The sequence below is a fragment of the Pseudomonas sp. DD1 genome (genome assembly GCF_044510355.1).
GTDB classification, from domain to species: domain Bacteria; phylum Pseudomonadota; class Gammaproteobacteria; order Pseudomonadales; family Pseudomonadaceae; genus Aquipseudomonas; species Aquipseudomonas shahriarae.
Genome location: NZ_MSAJ01000022.1, coordinates 246,657 through 261,860, shown reverse-complemented (window position 1 = coordinate 261,860; position 15,204 = coordinate 246,657). Strand labels below are relative to the sequence as shown.

The following is a 15,204-nucleotide window of genomic DNA, read 5'->3' as shown; positions in this document are numbered from 1 at the left end:
GTGGGAGCTGGCTTGCCTGCGATCGCATCACTGCGGTGTATCAGTGACACCGCGGCGCTTGCATCGCAGGCAAGCCAGCTCCCACATTGATGTGTGCTAGCCGAGCCATTGAGCTTCAGTGCAGGATTTTCGGCGCCTCATCCCTTGGCAGGTTGTTGCGCAACGCCGGCTGCCCAGGCTCCTGGTAGCCACCGCCCAGTTGCTCCTGCAGCTGGCGCGCCACATCTTCACCCAAGGTTTTCGACACTTCCTTCACCACCCGTGGCCGGCTCAGGCTGACGCGCACGTCGCGACTGTTCACCAGCTTGGTGTCCTGGCCCTCACCCATGGCGGTAAACGCCGAGGTGATTTCATAGGTGCGGGTGTTGATCAGGCTGAAGTCCGCCACGACCGCCAGCCCCAGCACCGCTGAATAGCTGTTGGTGCGATCCAGGGCGTTGATGTCCTGGGTGAAGTCGATATCCGACAAAGTACCAAACAGCACATAGTCGGCGCCCTTGAAGTGGCCGGCCTTGATCCGCTTGATCACGTCGTACACATCGCCCTTGGCCTCGCTGGTGTAGGGCGTGCCCTGGACCAACTGGAACTGGCGCGACTTGAGAATCTCACCCTTGATATCGCCGCTGAATTTACGCAGCTCACTCTGTTCGATGTAGCTGTTGCGGCTCTCGAACTCGGTGTAGCTGGACGCACCGCTGGCGTTGTAGGGGCTGGCCTGGAAGTTATTGGTCGCCGCGACGGCGTGGATGTATTCCTCCACGCGCGCCTCGTAGGCCAGGTCCGTCACCGCGATTTTCGGCGCCGCCCAGGCGCCAACGCTGCACAGCAGGGCGATGATGCCGATCCATGGACGCATGGCTTAGCGCTCCGTGGTCTTGCGGATTTCTTTTTCGTCCATCCATTCCGCCAGGCCGCTTTCGACGTCGATCAATTGCAGGCTGAACTTGTAGAACACGTCCTTGTAGTCGGCGCTGCGCTTGACGATGGAGCTGATGGAGCCTTCCAGGCGGTACTTGGCGGCAACCATGTTGCCGGTCTTGCTGACCGTGGATTTCTTGTACAGGCCGCTCTGGTTTTGCAGCTTGAGCTGGTCGACCTGGCTTTGCATATCGGTGTTGTCGCTGGCGAAGCGGGCGGTGCCGGTCTTCATCAGTTGGGTCTTGATCGAGGTGGTGATCTCGCGGGTGTCGATGTACTCGCTGGTCTTGTTCTTCACGTCATACACCTGCACCACCGGGCGGCCCTGGAGGATGCCGGACTGCGCCAGGGAGCGGGTCATGCTTTCGGCGATCATCTGCAGGTCGGTGGAACCGAACTCGTTGGTCACCAGTTCCACGGCCTTGGTGTCGCCGTAGCTGATATTTTTACCGCCGATGACCGGCGAGGTTTTGGCGCAGCCGCTGGCCAGGACGGCGATTACGGCGAGGAACGAAAAGCGTGCAAACATGGGAATGTCTCTCGAAAACTGAATAGGGGGCTGGCTCAAGGCGTCTTGACTTCAAGGCGGAAGTCGGCGGCCTGGGGCAGGTTGGCGATGGCCGGCAGGAAGGTGGCCTGGTTGGCGTAGAGGTTCAGCACTTTCCAGGTTTCTTCGTCACCCACCGGGAAACCATCGGCGCCCAGCCAGGCGAAGCGGTAATACATCATCTGGTTGCTGCTGGTGATGTTGCTCAGTTGCACCTTGGCCGTCAGGAAACCGTTCTCGCGGGCTACCCGAATGGCGCCGACGGCGATGCCCTTGAACTTGCCCATCACCACGACTTTGCTCGCGGCGCTGCCCGGTTCCGGCGGCGGGGTGGCGCAACCGGCGAGGAAGATCAGCGCCAGGGCGCCGAGGATGAAATGACGCATAGCGTGCTCCTTAAGGTTGTTTGAGGCTGGCGACGGCCTGGGCCGGGTTGCTCGCGACCACATGGGCGGCCACGCCGCTGGTGAAGACCTGGTTGCCGACCACTCGCAAAGTGATCACCTGATGGCGTTGTTCGGCCTTGACCGTCACCAGGGTGCCGCCCAAGGCATTGGGCAGGCTCACCTGGTGCTCACCGTGCTTGAGGCGCAGGCGCGTGACCTGGGTCAGGTCCGGCAGGGTGCGCCAGGTGCGGGTATCGGCGCCTTCGGTGACGGCGGACGCGATGCCCAGCACCAGGCCGGCCATCGGGTTGGTCTGGTTGAGGTTTTTTTGCGTCACGCCGCGGCTGATGGCGCGCACGGTGGTACGCAGGATGATCCCCGGCATGTCGTCGCGCAGGGCGCGGCGCGACATTGCAGTGGTGCTGTTGAGGGGCGTGAGGTTCTGCTGCCGACCATCGACGCCGATCTGCGCAAAGGTGGCCGTCGAAGTGTCTGGCTTGATCACCGGGAACGACAGCGGTGTGATCACCCAATGCCCGTCGATAGGGATCGGCAACGGCAGGCGGATCGAGTCGCGGGCCGGCGCCAGGCCGCTCTGCACCACAATCAGTACGTCGCTTTCGTCAGCGGCCACGCGGGAGGCATCCAGGTCGAGCAGGGCCTGTTCCAGCAACGGTGTATTGGGGCGCAGTTCGGCGGCCTTGCGGTAGCCCGGCGCGGCCAGGTCCTTTTCGCCCAAGGCTTCGTAGATGAAACCGGCCAGGTAATGACTGAACGCGCTCTGGTAGCTGTTCTTCAGGCCCACCACGTCCGGCGCATCGAGACTTTCCACCGGATAGCCGCGCAGATCCTTGAACTGCGTGGCCACGCCCTGGCGCTCGGCTTCGTTTTCGCGCTTGAGGTATTCCTTGTCCCGCAGTTCGGCGATCACCGCTTCGCGTTCGTGGGTTTTCTTGATTTCGGTGCGCGCGCCGTCGAAGTCATTGACGGCCAGCAGGTTCAACGCCATCTGGGTGGTGAGCATGACTTTTTCATAGTCATACCCTTCGTAGCGTCGCACCTTGTCGTTGACCAGAAAGCTACCGAATTGCGCGAGATAGCGCTCGGTGTCGAACTTGACCGACTCCTCCCACTTGTACACCACCAGGTCTGCCCGGTGCCAAGCCGCCTGGCTGCCGGTCAGATCGCCCTTGGCCCGCAGCAACTCGCCTTTTTCGAAGTAGTAGAGAAGGTCTTTGTCTTCGCTGCTGTTGTTCTTCTCCAGCAGGGTCAGCGCGCCATCGACATTGCCGCTGGCCAACTGCTGGTTGGTGGCTTGCAGTTCAGTGTCGTAGCTGCGGAACATCGAACAGCCCGACAGCAGCGTGAGTGCCGCGAGGGCAAGGGAGGTAAAGACGCGAGATGCCATTGAGGTGCTGCTTCCCTGAGCGTAATCGGCCGAAGGGGCTGGTCGGGCCAAATAACCAAGCGCAGGAAAAACCTTTTCCCACACATCCCTCATAAAAAGAGGAGCCTAAATGCCGTTTCGCGATAACGAAGGCGGCGCATTATAGGCCTCGTTACTGGCAAAACAATGGCTTTTCCGCTGCTTTCTTTGAGGGTTGGCCCCTACCTGAGCGAGTCATTTCAGCGGCCAAAGCACTAACGTCTTGAGTCAAACCGATTAACATTCGACAATGTGTTACTTCTTGTTTCCATTTGGGATTCATTCATGACTGCCCCCTCCCGTTTTCTCGCCTGGCTGTTGCTGCCGGCGTTGGTGTCGTGCAGCTTCAATCTGCTGGCTGCTACCGCAGAGGGTGCGCCCCAGGCCCTGCATTTACTGGACTACATTGGCGCTGACTATCCGCCGACGGTGGAGGCGGGCAAGGTGGTCGACGACTCCGAATACCGCGAACAGGTGGAGTTTCTCGGCGTGTTGCAGGGGCTGGTGGCAGAGCTGCCCGACAAGCCCGAGCGTGCGAGCCTGGTCAAAGGCGTCGATGAGCTGCTGGCCGCTGTCACTAACCGCCAGGATGGCAACGCGGTAGCGCGCCAGGCGCGTCAACTGGGTGCGCAACTGGCGGCCGCCTATGAGGTCAGCCAGGCGCCGGCCATTACCCCGGACCCTACGCGCGGTGCGCCGCTGTACGCCCAGCACTGTTCGGTGTGCCACGGTGACGCCGGTGCGGGCGATGGCCCGGCCGGTGTCGGTATGGCCCCACCGCCGGCCAACCTGCGCGATGCCCAGCGTCTGGACCGCCTGAGCCTCTACGGCATCTACAACACCCTGGGCCTGGGCGTCGAAGGCACCGACATGCCGTCGTTCGCCGACCAGTTGGATGACCGGCAGCGCTGGGACCTGGCCACCTACATCGCCGGCTTTACTGCCGACCCGACCGCCGCAAAAAGCGAAAAATCCTTCAACCTGGCCGACCTGGCACGCCAGACCCCGGAAGAAGTGCTGGCCGCCGAGGGGCCGGACGCGGTCCGGGTGTTCCGCGCCCAGCGCGCCCAGCCGCCCCAGGTCCAGCGTGGCCCGGCGCAGTTGCTGGAGTACACCGCTGCCACCTTGGACAAGAGCCTGGCAGCGTTCCGCAGCGGTGAGCACGAACAGGCCTACGACCTGTCGGTAGCGGCGTACCTGGAAGGCTTCGAGCTGGTGGAAAGCTCCCTGGACAACGTCGATGCCAACGTGCGCAAGGACACCGAGAAAGCCCTGATGGCGTATCGGCAGTCGTTGCAGGATGGTTTGCCGATCGAGCAGGTCCAGCAGCGCCTGGACGTGGCCAAGGGCAAACTCACTGAAGCGGCCGGCCTGTTGGGCGGCGACGGCCTGAGCTGGTCGTTGAGCTACATCTCGGGCTTGCTGATTCTGCTGCGTGAAGGGTTGGAAGCGATTCTGGTGCTGGCGGCAATCCTGGCCTTTTTGCGTAACACCGGCCAGCAATCGGCGGTGCGCAGTGTCAACGTCGGTTGGGCCCTGGCGTTGGTCGCCGGTGCGGCGACCTGGGCCCTGGCGGCGTATGTGATTGACGTCAGCGGCGCCCAGCGTGAACTGCTCGAAGGCTGTACGGCGCTGTTTGCCAGCGTGATGGTGCTGTGGCTCGGGGTGTGGATGCACGACCGACGCCACGCGGCCGCCTGGCAGGACTACATCAAGAGCAGCCTGGTCGGCGGCGGTGGGCGTTTTGGGTTTGCGGTCCTGGCGTTCTTCTCGGTGTACCGCGAACTGTTCGAAGTGATCCTGTTCTACGAAACCCTGTGGTTGCAAGCCGGTCCTGCCGGGCATAACGCGGTACTGGCCGGTGGCGCCACGGCGCTGGTGCTGTTGATGGGCTTGGCGTGGATCATCCTGCGCGGCTCGGCGAAGCTGCCGTTGGCGCTGTTCTTCGGGATTAACGCGGCGTTGCTGTGCGCGCTGTCGGTGGTATTTGCCGGGCATGGCGTGAAGGCGTTGCAGGAAGCGGGCATCTTCGGCACCCGGCCGGTGGCGTTCTTTGACTTCGACTGGCTGGGCATCCATGCCGATGCGTATTCGTTGAGTGCCCAGGCCGTGGCGATCATTGCGATTGTGGTGCTGTACAGCCGCAGCCGGTTGGCCGATAAGCGCAGGGTGGCGGCTTCCTGAAGGTCCTGGCGGTCAAATTGTGGGAGCTGGCTTGTGTGGGCGCTGGCTCCCACACAAGCCAGCTCCCACGTTTTTAATCGGTGTCGCCCATTCAGTCGTTTTCGTGGGTCAGCTCCAGTACCCGGTCCACCAGCTTGTTGATCCCCGATGCCACTTCGCTGATGTTCTTGCCCAGCATATAGGCCGGCGTGCTCACCAGCTTGCGCGCCTTGTCTTCGACGATTTCGTCTACCGCGCATTCCTGGTGGGTGGCGCCCATCTTGTCCAGGGCGGCCGCGGTGTCGGCGTCGTTGCCGATGGTGCAGGTCACGCCTGGGCCGTAGATTTTTGCCGCCAGGGCCGGCGAGATGCAGATCAGCCCCACGGGCTTGCCTGCTTCGGCAAAGGCTTCGGCCAGTGCCAGTACGTCCGGGTTGACGCTGCAACCGGCGCCTTCGATGGCAAAGTTCGACAGGTTCTTCGCCGCGCCAAAACCTCCGGGCACGACCAGCGCATCGAACTCTTCCACGCGGGCCTCGCGAATGTCTTTCACCTCGCCTCGGGCGATGCGCGCCGACTCCACCAATACATTGCGCGACTCGGGCATTTCTTCGCCCGTGAGGTGATTGATCACATGCAGCTGCGCGATGTCCGGGGCAAAGCACTGAACCTGAGCGCCGCGCTGATCCAGGCGCAGCAGCGTGATAACACTTTCATGGATTTCAGCGCCGTCGTACACGCCACAGCCGGAAAGGATCACTGCAATCTTTTTGCTCATGGGCATTTCTCCTGATTTATGGCGTTAAATGTCTACTTATTTGTCTCGCATTGCCATTGGGATATCCGGTCACTGGCCTAACCTTGATGTAACAATAATTGACCGGACTGGCCCATGGACTTCGTCCCTTACGCGGTACCGTTTTTCATTGCCTTGATTGTGGTCGAACTGTTGGCTGACCGTTGGCGCGGCGAGCGCAACTACCGGGTGGCTGACGCCATCAACAGCTTGAGCACCGGTGTATTGTCCACCACCACTGGGCTGCTGACCAAAGGCGTGGGCCTGCTGACCTACGCCTTCGCCCTCAAGCATTGGGCGCTGTTCGAGCTGCCAGCCCAGAGCGTCTGGACCTGGGTGTTCGCCTTTGTCCTCTACGACTTCTGCTACTACTGGCTGCATCGCTGCGGCCACGAGCGCAATATTCTGTGGGCGGCGCACTCGGTGCATCACCAGAGCGAGGACTATAACCTCACCACCGCCTTGCGCCAGACCAGCACGGGCTTTTTGCTGAGCTGGATCTTCTATCTGCCACTGGCTGTCGTCGGCGTGCCGCTGCTGGTGTTTATCAGCGTGGCGTCGCTCAACCTGTTGTATCAATTCTGGGTGCATACCCGCCATGTGCCCAAGCTCGGTTGGTTCGAGTGGTTTTTCGTCACCCCGTCCAATCATCGGGCCCACCATGCACAGAACGCTCTCTACATGGATCGCAACTACGGCGGGGTGTTCATTATTTGGGACCGTTTGTTTGGCTCGTTCCAGGAAGAAGACGAAAACGAGCCGGTGATCTTTGGTGTGACCACGCCTCTGGCCAGTTGGAATCCGCTGTGGGCCAACCTGCAGTTCTATGCCCAGCTGTGGAGTGATGCCCGGCGTACCGAAAGTGGGTGGGACAAACTGCGCATCTGGTTCATGCGCACCGGCTGGCGCCCGGCGGACGTCAAGGCCAAGTACCCACTGGCCAAGCCGGACTTGAGCCAGTTCCGTAAATTCGAGGTGCCCCTGGACGCGCGCCAGCAGATTTACATCGCCCTGCAATTTGCCGCGTATGTGGGTTTGGGCAGCTATCTGATGAATGTTGGCGAGGGCATGCTGACGGCTGCGCTTGTGCTGGGTTGGAGTGTGATGGCGCTGGGCCTGTTTACCCTGGGCGTGGCCCTGGAAAATCGCCCGTGGGCCTTGAAGGCCGAGCTGCTGCGGTTGGGGCTGAATGTGCCGCTGGTGTGGCTGGCGCCGCTGGTCGGGTTGTGGCCGGCCAGTGCGTTGGGCTGGTCGGGGCTGGCCAGCTATAGCCTGCTCAGTGTCATCGGCCTCTACTGTTGCAGGGGCCGGCTTACTCGATGGGTGTCGTAGGCTCGGGCTTTTTCGGCTCGGCCAGTTGCTCCTGCTCCAGCCGGGCTTTTTCGGCCGCGCAGTTTTCCCGGGTCAGGCGGGCGTTGCGGATGCGCCGGCGCAGCCACAAGCCCAGGCCGAGTACCAGCAAGGCACCCAGCACCCACAGCTCATATTTCTTGACGCTACCCAGCATGCCTTCGAGCACGGCGCCGAAGTGGTAGGCCGCCGCGCCCAGTGCTGCTGCCCAGATCGCCGCGCCGATGCCGTTGAGCAACAGGTAGCGCCCCGGCGGGTAGCCGGACAAGCCAATGGCCACGGGCATGACCGTGCGCAGGCCATAGACGAAGCGGAAACTCAGAACCCAGATATCGGGGTGTCGGCGGATATGCTCCAGTGCCCGATCGCCCAGCAGTTGCCAGCGTGGCCTGCGCGCCAACAATTTGCGCCCATGCTTGCGGCCCATGAAGTACCAGAGCTGGTCGCCGGCGTAGCTGCCGAAGAACGCCACCACCACCACCACGTTGATATCCATGTATCCGCGGAACGCAAGGAAGCCTGCGAGAACCAGGATGGTCTCACCTTCAAAGAACGTCCCCAGGAAGAGGGCAAAGTAGCCAAAGTCATTCAGAAATTGTTGGAGCATTGTCTGGGTGCTGGCGAAATGAACGCGCAGCCTACGCCTTCGTGAACATTCATGAAAGTATCGAGATGTGTCACGAAGTGAACATTTCCTACGGAAAGCATGAATGCGACTACAGGTCACATGCCGGTCGTATGAGTAAGCACAACTGTCATTCCTTCGTCATAATGGCCGCTTATAACTGTCACGCTCGCCCGTCAAGCCGGGCTCAGGAGTCTGCCGTGAGCTTTACCCCCGCCCAACGCCTGTTTCCCGCTACCCGTCTGCGCCGCAACCGTCGTGATGATTTTTCCCGTCGTCTGGTGCGTGAAAACGTCCTGACGGTGAATGATCTGATCCTGCCGGTGTTTGTGCTCGACGGTGAAAATCGTCGGGAAGCGGTGGCGTCGATGCCGGGTGTCGAGCGTTTGACCATTGATCTGCTGCTGCAAGAGGCGGCGCAGTGGGTTGAACTGGGGATCCCGGCGCTGGCGCTGTTCCCGGTCACACCCGCCGGGCTCAAGTCCCTGGACGCCGCCGAGGCCTGGAACCCCGAAGGCATTGCCCAGCGTGCGACCCGCGCCCTGCGCGAGCGTTTCCCGGAGCTGGGGGTGATTACTGACGTGGCGCTGGACCCGTTTACCACCCACGGGCAGGATGGCATCCTGGATGAAGAAGGCTATGTGCAGAACGACATCACCGTCGACGCACTGGTCAAGCAGGCGCTGTCCCATGCCGCTGCGGGCGCCCAGGTGGTGGCCCCGTCAGACATGATGGACGGCCGGATTCAGGCGATCCGCGAGGCGTTGGAACTGGCCGGGCACGTCAATGTGCGGATCATGGCCTATTCAGCCAAGTACGCCAGCGCCTACTACGGCCCGTTCCGCGATGCGGTCGGCTCGGCGTTGAACCTGGGCAAGGCCAACAAGGCCTCGTACCAGATGGACCCGGCCAACAGCCACGAAGCCCTGCACGAAGTGGCGGCGGACCTGGCTGAAGGCGCTGATATGGTGATGGTCAAGCCCGGTATGCCGTATCTGGACATCCTTTATCGGGTCAAGGAGGAATTCAAGGTGCCGACCTTTGTCTATCAGGTCAGTGGTGAATACGCCATGCACATGGCTGCGATTCAAAATGGCTGGTTGAGTGAAGGCGTCATCCTGGAATCCCTTACCGCCTTTAAACGTGCGGGTGCCGATGGCATCCTGACTTACTTTGCCGCCCGTGCCGCCCAATTGCTTAGAGAGCAACAATAGCCCTCACAGGAACACTCGATGAATACCGAAGGACTCACAGAAGTTGCCGTAAAAGATGCGCACCCGGTAGTTGAACAGGTTGCCGAAACCCCGCCGGAGCTTGCGCCTGAGCAGCCTGCCGTGGTCGCGGAGCCGGTGGTGGCGGCACCGCCTATCGTGATTCCGAACCTGGATGACAGCAGCCTGTACATCCATCGCGAGCTGTCGCAACTGCAATTCAATATCCGCGTGTTGGAACAGGCACTGGATGAGTCCTATCCGTTGCTGGAGCGTTTGAAGTTCCTGCTGATCTTCTCCAGCAACCTGGACGAGTTCTTCGAGATTCGTGTCGCCGGCCTCAAGAAACAGATCACCTTTGCCCGTGAACAGGCGGGCGCCGACGGCCTGCAGCCGCACCAGGCCCTGGCGCGCATCAGCGAGCTGGTGCATGGCCATGTGGATCGCCAATACGCCATCCTCAACGACATCCTGCTGCCGGAGCTGGAAAAGCACCAAGTGCGCTTCATCCGTCGCCGCAACTGGACCGTCAAGCTCAAGACCTGGGTCCGACGCTATTTCCGTGACGAGATCGCGCCGATCATCACCCCGATTGGCCTGGACCCGACGCACCCGTTCCCGCTGCTGGTGAACAAGAGCCTGAACTTTATCGTCGAGCTCGAAGGGATCGATGCCTTCGGCCGTGATTCGGGCCTGGCGATCATCCCCGCACCGCGCCTGTTGCCACGCATCATCAAGGTACCGGAAGAGGTCGGGGGGGCTGGCGATAACTATGTATTCCTTTCGTCGATGATCCACGCCCACGCCGATGACCTGTTCCAGGGCATGAAGGTCAAGGGTTGCTACCAGTTCCGCCTGACCCGAAACGCCGACCTGGCGGTAGACACCGAAGACGTCGAAGACCTGGCCCGCGCCCTGCGTGGCGAGCTGTTCTCGCGGCGCTACGGTGACGCGGTGCGCCTGGAAGTGGCGGATACCTGCCCCAAACATTTGTCGGACTACCTGCTCAAGCAATTCAACCTGGCCGAGACCGAGCTGTACCAGGTCAACGGTCCGGTGAACCTGACGCGCCTGTTCAGCATCACCAGCCTGGACAGCCATCCGGAGCTGCAATACACGCCGTTCACCCCGCAGATTCCGAAACTGCTGCAAAACAGCGAAAACATCTTCAGCGTGGTCAGCAAGCAAGACATTCTGCTGCTGCACCCGTTCGAGTCGTTCACCCCGGTGGTCGATCTGTTGCGCCAGGCCGCCAAGGACCCCCATGTCCTGGCCGTGCGCCAGACCCTCTACCGCAGCGGTGCCAACTCGGAAATCGTCGATGCGCTGGTGGACGCCGCGCGTAACGGCAAGGAAGTCACGGTGGTGATCGAGCTGCGTGCGCGGTTCGACGAAGAGTCCAACCTGCAACTGGCCAGCCGCCTGCAAGCGGCCGGTGCGGTAGTGATCTATGGCGTGGTGGGCTTCAAGACCCACGCCAAGATGATGCTGATCCTGCGCCGCGAGGCCGGTGAGATCGTGCGTTACGCGCACCTGGGCACCGGTAACTATCACGCCGGCAACGCTAAGCTCTACACCGACTACAGCTTGCTGACTTCCGACGACGCGCTGTGCGAAGACGTCGGCAAACTGTTCAGCCAGTTGATCGGCATGGGCAAGACGCTGCGCATGAAAAAGCTGCTGCATGCGCCGTTCACCCTGAAGAAGGGCATGCTCGACATGATTGCCCGCGAGACCCAGTTCGCCCTCGACGGCAAGCCGGCGCACATCATCGCCAAGTTCAACTCGCTGACCGATCCGAAGATCATCCGCGCGCTGTACAAGGCCAGCCAGTCCGGCGTGCGTATCGACCTGGTGGTGCGTGGCATGTGCTGCCTGCGCCCGGGCATTGCCGGGGTGTCCCACAATATCCACGTGCGTTCGATCATCGGCCGCTTCCTGGAGCACACGCGGGTGTTCTACTTCCTCAATGGCGGTGAAGAGCAGATGTTCCTCTCCAGCGCCGACTGGATGGAGCGCAACCTCGACAAGCGTGTGGAGACCTGCTTCCCGGTGGAAGGCAAGAAGCTGATCATGCGGGTCAAGAAAGAGTTGGAGAGTTATCTGACCGATAACACCCACAGCTGGAGCCTGCAGTCCGATGGGCGCTACGTGCGCAACACCCCGACGGGCAACCAGAACCCGCGCAGTGCCCAGGCCACGTTGCTGGAGCGGTTGGGCAGCCCGTTGCTGGCGGTTCGCTGATATCGACTAGACCTACATCCCTCACTGGGAAATCGGACAGGACCGTCAGATTTCCCAGGTTGGGGATCCCATGCTCCCGTTCCTAGACTGACCTTGGGCTATCAGACGATAGCCTGTACAGGGCAGTTAAGGAGTTTTCGATGGTGGGATCAGGCATAGGTATCGGGTTCGGAACTGCGGGGCTATTCGAGGCGCTGGCCTTGCCGCCGAAGGGCTACCGCAGTGCACAGGCCATGGCGTCCGATATGGCTGGGGCGGTAGTCACTTCAGAGTCCCTGGTGCGGGACTCATTAAAAAGTATTGCCAACATCGATCAGGGTCTGCAGGGCGGCAATGCCTTTGTGCAGGTTAACCCCGATGCGCGTGAACAGGCTCGGGCGCGTGACCAGGAGCGAGCCAGCGGTACCGTGCGCGGTTTTTTGCACGGCGTGCCGATTGCCCTGAAAGATGTCTTCGAAACCAGTGGGAAAATGCACACCAGTGCCGGTTCCCGTGCGCTGGTCGGCTCACCGACGAGCAAAAACGCCAAGGTTGTGGATAACTTGCTCAAGGCCGGGGCTGTGATCGTGGGCAAGACCAATATGAGCGAACTGTCCAACTTCCGCTCCAGCGTGCCGGTGGATGGCTGGAGCTCCCGTGGTGGGCAAACGCTTAACCCCCATCGGCTGGGAGGGCAGGTGGCAGGGTCCAGTTCGGGATCGGCGGTGGCGGTCGCCCAGGGGCTTGTGCCGCTGGCATTGGGCATCGAGACCAATGGCTCGGTGATTGCCCCGGCGGCCTACAACGGCGTGGTCGGTTTGAAAACCACGGCCGGGCTGGTGAGTACCGAAGGGGTGATGACCAGTTCAAAACTGGACGCGGTGGGCACCTTTACGCGCAACGTGCGCGATGCTGGCGAAGCGCTCAATGCCATGACCGAAACAACGGCCTACACCGCCGGGCTCACACCGGATGCCTTGCAGGGCAAGCGCATTGGCTACACGCCGCTGCCGGTGCTGTCGCCTGAAGACGCCAGGGACCCGGCCCTGCGTGCGGACCGGAAGCACTTCGAAGACGCGATCGCGATGCTCGGGGCCAAGGGGGCAGTCATGGTGCCGATAGGCAGGCTGGACGCGGGTGTCTCACGTGAGGCTTACGATCAATACAGTGACGCGCTGCTGGCCGGGATCAAGCAAAACCTGGACAGTTACCTGGCCGCCCGGGAAGGGCTGCCAGTGAAGTCGCTGGCTGAACTGATTGCCTTCAACGAGCGCGACAAGCAAGCCGGGGAACCGGACCAGGCGTTGCTGGAGCACATCAACAGCCTGGACGTGACGGATGAGCAGCGCGAGCAACTGTGGGCGGCCGTTCTGCCGATTTTCAAAGGCACCCTCGACAAGCCGCTGAGCGAACACCGCCTCGATGCCATCGTGTCGAACTTTCGCGCCGACAGTTACTACTTTGCCGCCGCCGCCGGTTACCCCGGCATCTCGGTGCCCTCGGGCATGGATGATGAGGGTATGCCGACCGCGCTGCACTTTTACGGTACGGGCAACAGTGAAGCCACACTGCTCTCGGTCGCCTATGGTTATGAACAGGCCACGCAGGCTATTCGTGAGCCGGCGTTCCTGCCGGGGGCGCCGGTGTCGTCCGAGAGCGTCTAGGGGTTAGTGCACATTCAGGCTGAAGCCCACTCGCGTCAGCCACTCGGCTTCCTGGGCGAAATCCGCCTGGGTCAGTTGGTTCTCATCCAGCCAGCCTTTAGGGAACACCACATCCAGGCTGTCGCCGTTGGCGCGCAGGGTGACTTGCGGCATCTGCTGAGTGCCGCGAATGTGGTGGAACAGGATCGCAAAGCGCAGCAGGGCACACAGGCGAATCAGCTTGATGCCCTCGGCGCCGAACTCGGCGAACTTGTCCCTGGGGATGTTACGGCGATGGCCGCGCACCAGCAGCGCCAGCATCTGCTGGTCCTCGCGGGAAAACCCTGCCAGGTCGGAGTGCTCGATCAGGTACGCACCGTGTTTGTGGTAATGGTAGTGGGCGATATCCAGCCCTACTTCATGGACCTTGGCGGCCCAGCCCAGCAGTTCACGCCAGACCCCGTCTTCCAGTTCCCAATCTGCAGCGACCTGGTCGAAGGCATGCAACGCTTTGCGCTCGACCCGCGCCGCCTGTTCCAGGTCGACGTGGTAACGCTCCATTAGCGAGCCCAGGGTGCGTTCACGCACGTCTTCGTGGTGATGGCGACCCAGCAGGTCGTAGAGCACGCCTTCACGCAGGGCGCCATCGCAATGGTCCATGCGTTGCAGTTCGAGGGCGTCGAAGATGGCTTCGAGGATTGCCAGGCCTGCAGGGAAGATGGTCCGGCGGTCGGGCTTGATGCCGTCGAAGTCGATTTTTTCGGCATCCCCGAGCTTGAACAGTTTGCGCTTGAGCCAGGCCAGGCCTTCGGCATTCACCTCACCGGTGCCATGGCCGCCGGCCTTCAGGGCCAGGCCGATGGCGCGGATAGTGCCGGATGAGCCGATGGCTTCATCCCAGGTCAGGCGGTGCAGGGCGTGTTCGATGCTCATGATCTCCAGCCGCGCCGCCGTGTACGCCTGGGCGTAGCGGGCCGGGGTGATCTTGCCGTCCTTGAAATAGCGCTGGGTGTAGCTGACGCAACCCATTTGCAGGCTTTCGCGCAGCAACGGCTCGAAGCGCTGGCCGATGATGAACTCGGTGCTGCCGCCGCCAATGTCGGCCACCAGGCGCTTACCGGGGGTATCGGCCAGGGTGTGGGAGACGCCGAGGTAGATCAGGCGTGCTTCTTCACGGCCGGAAATCACTTCTACCGGGTGCCCGAGGATCTCCTCGGCACGGCGGATGAATTCGCCGCGGTTACGCGCTTCGCGCAACGCGTTGGTGCCAACGATGCGCACGGCGCCCTGGGGCATGCCGTTGATCAGTTGGGCAAAACGCTTGAGGCAATCGAGCCCGCGCTGCATGGACTCTTCGTTGAGCTTGCGCTCGTCGTCGATTCCGGCAGCCAGTTGTACCTTTTCGCCGAGCCGCTCAAGGATGCGGATCTCACCGTTCTGGGCCTTGGCCACGACCATGTGAAAGCTGTTGGAGCCCAGGTCGATGGCGGCGATCAGGGACAGATTCTTGGCTTGGGATTGCGGCATGGGTAGGGGATCTCGGTCGATAACCTCGCCATCGTGCCACGATCAAACGCTGACGCCAACGCGTAGTGCGCAGAGGAGTTCTCCTACGGAGGTTCGGGACACAGGTTTGTAGGGAATGTAGGGGGGCTCCATTGGTTCCTTGTAATTATTCCGTAGGATCTATGGGAAACAGTAGAATTTCAAAATTTGGAAACTTCTCTTGATTTAACCTACATCTTAAGATCAGTTATACCCATTGGTTATTTTTTTGGTACTACTCTTGAGTTGGGTTAAGGCGACGATTGTTTTTTATTGTTCTGACAGTAATCAGGGTATTGTCTTATTCTTTAGTGGGGTGCATGCGGGAGAGACTGTCACTCGGCAATTCTGCCTTGGTGTTATTTATTTAC

The 15,204-nt window shown here is 61.3% G+C and carries 12 protein-coding genes; 5 read left to right on the top strand and 7 right to left on the bottom strand.

Features of this window, described 5'->3' with window-relative positions; genetic code table 11:
• Window positions 1–115 precede the first annotated feature (115 nt).
• The 4 genes from PSFL_RS14505 to PSFL_RS14490 are packed head-to-tail and all read right to left on the bottom strand — an operon-like array spanning window position 116 to window position 3,259.
• The gene (locus PSFL_RS14505; protein WP_057440467.1) at window positions 116–856 is read right to left on the bottom strand and encodes a hypothetical protein; all 741 of its coding nucleotides are present in this window, start codon (window positions 854–856) and stop codon (window positions 116–118) included.
• A 3-nt stretch (window positions 857–859) separates the two neighbouring features.
• A complete protein-coding gene (lpoB, locus tag PSFL_RS14500; RefSeq protein ID WP_397470201.1) occupies window positions 860–1,447 on the bottom strand; it encodes a penicillin-binding protein activator LpoB in 588 nt (195 codons plus the stop codon).
• A 35-nt stretch (window positions 1,448–1,482) separates the two neighbouring features.
• Window positions 1,483–1,851, bottom strand: coding sequence for a YcfL family protein (locus PSFL_RS14495; RefSeq protein ID WP_029289599.1), 369 nt, complete (start codon window positions 1,849–1,851; stop codon window positions 1,483–1,485).
• A 10-nt stretch (window positions 1,852–1,861) separates the two neighbouring features.
• Window positions 1,862–3,259, bottom strand: a complete 1,398-nt coding sequence (locus PSFL_RS14490) for a COG3014 family protein (protein ID WP_057960963.1) — start codon at window positions 3,257–3,259, stop codon at window positions 1,862–1,864.
• 303 nt (window positions 3,260–3,562) lie between these two features.
• Here PSFL_RS14490 and PSFL_RS14485 point away from each other — a divergent pair, with 303 nt between their 5' ends.
• Window positions 3,563–5,461 (top strand): FTR1 family protein, encoded by a 1,899-nt coding sequence (locus PSFL_RS14485; protein WP_198817204.1) that lies wholly within the window; start codon window positions 3,563–3,565, stop codon window positions 5,459–5,461.
• A 91-nt stretch (window positions 5,462–5,552) separates the two neighbouring features.
• On the opposite strand, the gene elbB is transcribed toward PSFL_RS14485, so the two are convergent.
• Window positions 5,553–6,218 (bottom strand): isoprenoid biosynthesis glyoxalase ElbB, encoded by a 666-nt coding sequence (gene elbB / locus PSFL_RS14480; RefSeq protein WP_397470200.1) that lies wholly within the window; start codon window positions 6,216–6,218, stop codon window positions 5,553–5,555.
• A 114-nt stretch (window positions 6,219–6,332) separates the two neighbouring features.
• Between elbB and PSFL_RS14475 the strand changes: the two genes are divergently transcribed.
• Complete coding sequence (locus tag PSFL_RS14475; RefSeq protein ID WP_397470199.1) at window positions 6,333–7,568, top strand: sterol desaturase family protein; 1,236 nt, start codon at window positions 6,333–6,335, stop codon at window positions 7,566–7,568.
• On the opposite strand, the gene PSFL_RS14470 is transcribed toward PSFL_RS14475, so the two are convergent.
• Complete coding sequence (locus tag PSFL_RS14470; RefSeq protein WP_057960959.1) at window positions 7,549–8,193, bottom strand: DedA family protein; 645 nt, start codon at window positions 8,191–8,193, stop codon at window positions 7,549–7,551. The two genes, PSFL_RS14475 and PSFL_RS14470, sit on opposite strands and share 20 nt — an antisense overlap.
• A gap of 218 nt (window positions 8,194–8,411) precedes the next feature.
• Between PSFL_RS14470 and hemB the strand changes: the two genes are divergently transcribed.
• The 3 genes from hemB (at window position 8,412) to PSFL_RS14455 (ending at window position 13,309) form a co-directional block, all read left to right on the top strand.
• A complete protein-coding gene (gene hemB, locus PSFL_RS14465; RefSeq protein WP_057960958.1) occupies window positions 8,412–9,425 on the top strand; it encodes a porphobilinogen synthase in 1,014 nt (337 codons plus the stop codon).
• An 18-nt stretch (window positions 9,426–9,443) separates the two neighbouring features.
• The gene (gene ppk1, locus PSFL_RS14460; RefSeq protein WP_057960957.1) at window positions 9,444–11,666 is read left to right on the top strand and encodes a polyphosphate kinase 1; all 2,223 of its coding nucleotides are present in this window, start codon (window positions 9,444–9,446) and stop codon (window positions 11,664–11,666) included.
• Window positions 11,667–11,899: 233 nt separating this feature from the next.
• Window positions 11,900–13,309: an amidase family protein gene (locus tag PSFL_RS14455; protein ID WP_170059928.1), complete on the top strand. Its 1,410-nt coding sequence runs from the start codon at window positions 11,900–11,902 to the stop codon at window positions 13,307–13,309.
• Between the two features lie 3 nt (window positions 13,310–13,312).
• On the opposite strand, the gene ppx is transcribed toward PSFL_RS14455, so the two are convergent.
• The gene (gene ppx, locus PSFL_RS14450) at window positions 13,313–14,815 is read right to left on the bottom strand and encodes an exopolyphosphatase (RefSeq protein WP_170044539.1); all 1,503 of its coding nucleotides are present in this window, start codon (window positions 14,813–14,815) and stop codon (window positions 13,313–13,315) included.
• Window positions 14,816–15,204 lie beyond the last annotated feature (389 nt).

Bases quoted from the DNA above. Each gene is read 5' to 3' on its own strand.
- PSFL_RS14490 (WP_057960963.1), bottom strand. From the start codon at position 3,259: ATGGCATCTCGCGTCTTTACCTCCCTTGCCCTCGCGGCACTCACGCTG.
- PSFL_RS14485 (WP_198817204.1), top strand. From the start codon at position 3,563: ATGACTGCCCCCTCCCGTTTTCTCGCCTGGCTGTTGCTGCCGGCGTTG.
- PSFL_RS14505 (WP_057440467.1), bottom strand. From the start codon at position 856: ATGCGTCCATGGATCGGCATCATCGCCCTGCTGTGCAGCGTTGGCGCC.
- PSFL_RS14495 (WP_029289599.1), bottom strand. From the start codon at position 1,851: ATGCGTCATTTCATCCTCGGCGCCCTGGCGCTGATCTTCCTCGCCGGT.
- PSFL_RS14475 (WP_397470199.1), top strand. From the start codon at position 6,333: ATGGACTTCGTCCCTTACGCGGTACCGTTTTTCATTGCCTTGATTGTG.
- PSFL_RS14470 (WP_057960959.1), bottom strand. From the start codon at position 8,193: ATGCTCCAACAATTTCTGAATGACTTTGGCTACTTTGCCCTCTTCCTG.
- PSFL_RS14455 (WP_170059928.1), top strand. From the start codon at position 11,900: ATGGCGTCCGATATGGCTGGGGCGGTAGTCACTTCAGAGTCCCTGGTG.
- ppx (WP_170044539.1), bottom strand. From the start codon at position 14,815: ATGCCGCAATCCCAAGCCAAGAATCTGTCCCTGATCGCCGCCATCGAC.
- elbB (WP_397470200.1), bottom strand. From the start codon at position 6,218: ATGAGCAAAAAGATTGCAGTGATCCTTTCCGGCTGTGGCGTGTACGAC.
- lpoB (WP_397470201.1), bottom strand. From the start codon at position 1,447: ATGTTTGCACGCTTTTCGTTCCTCGCCGTAATCGCCGTCCTGGCCAGC.
- ppk1 (WP_057960957.1), top strand. From the start codon at position 9,444: ATGAATACCGAAGGACTCACAGAAGTTGCCGTAAAAGATGCGCACCCG.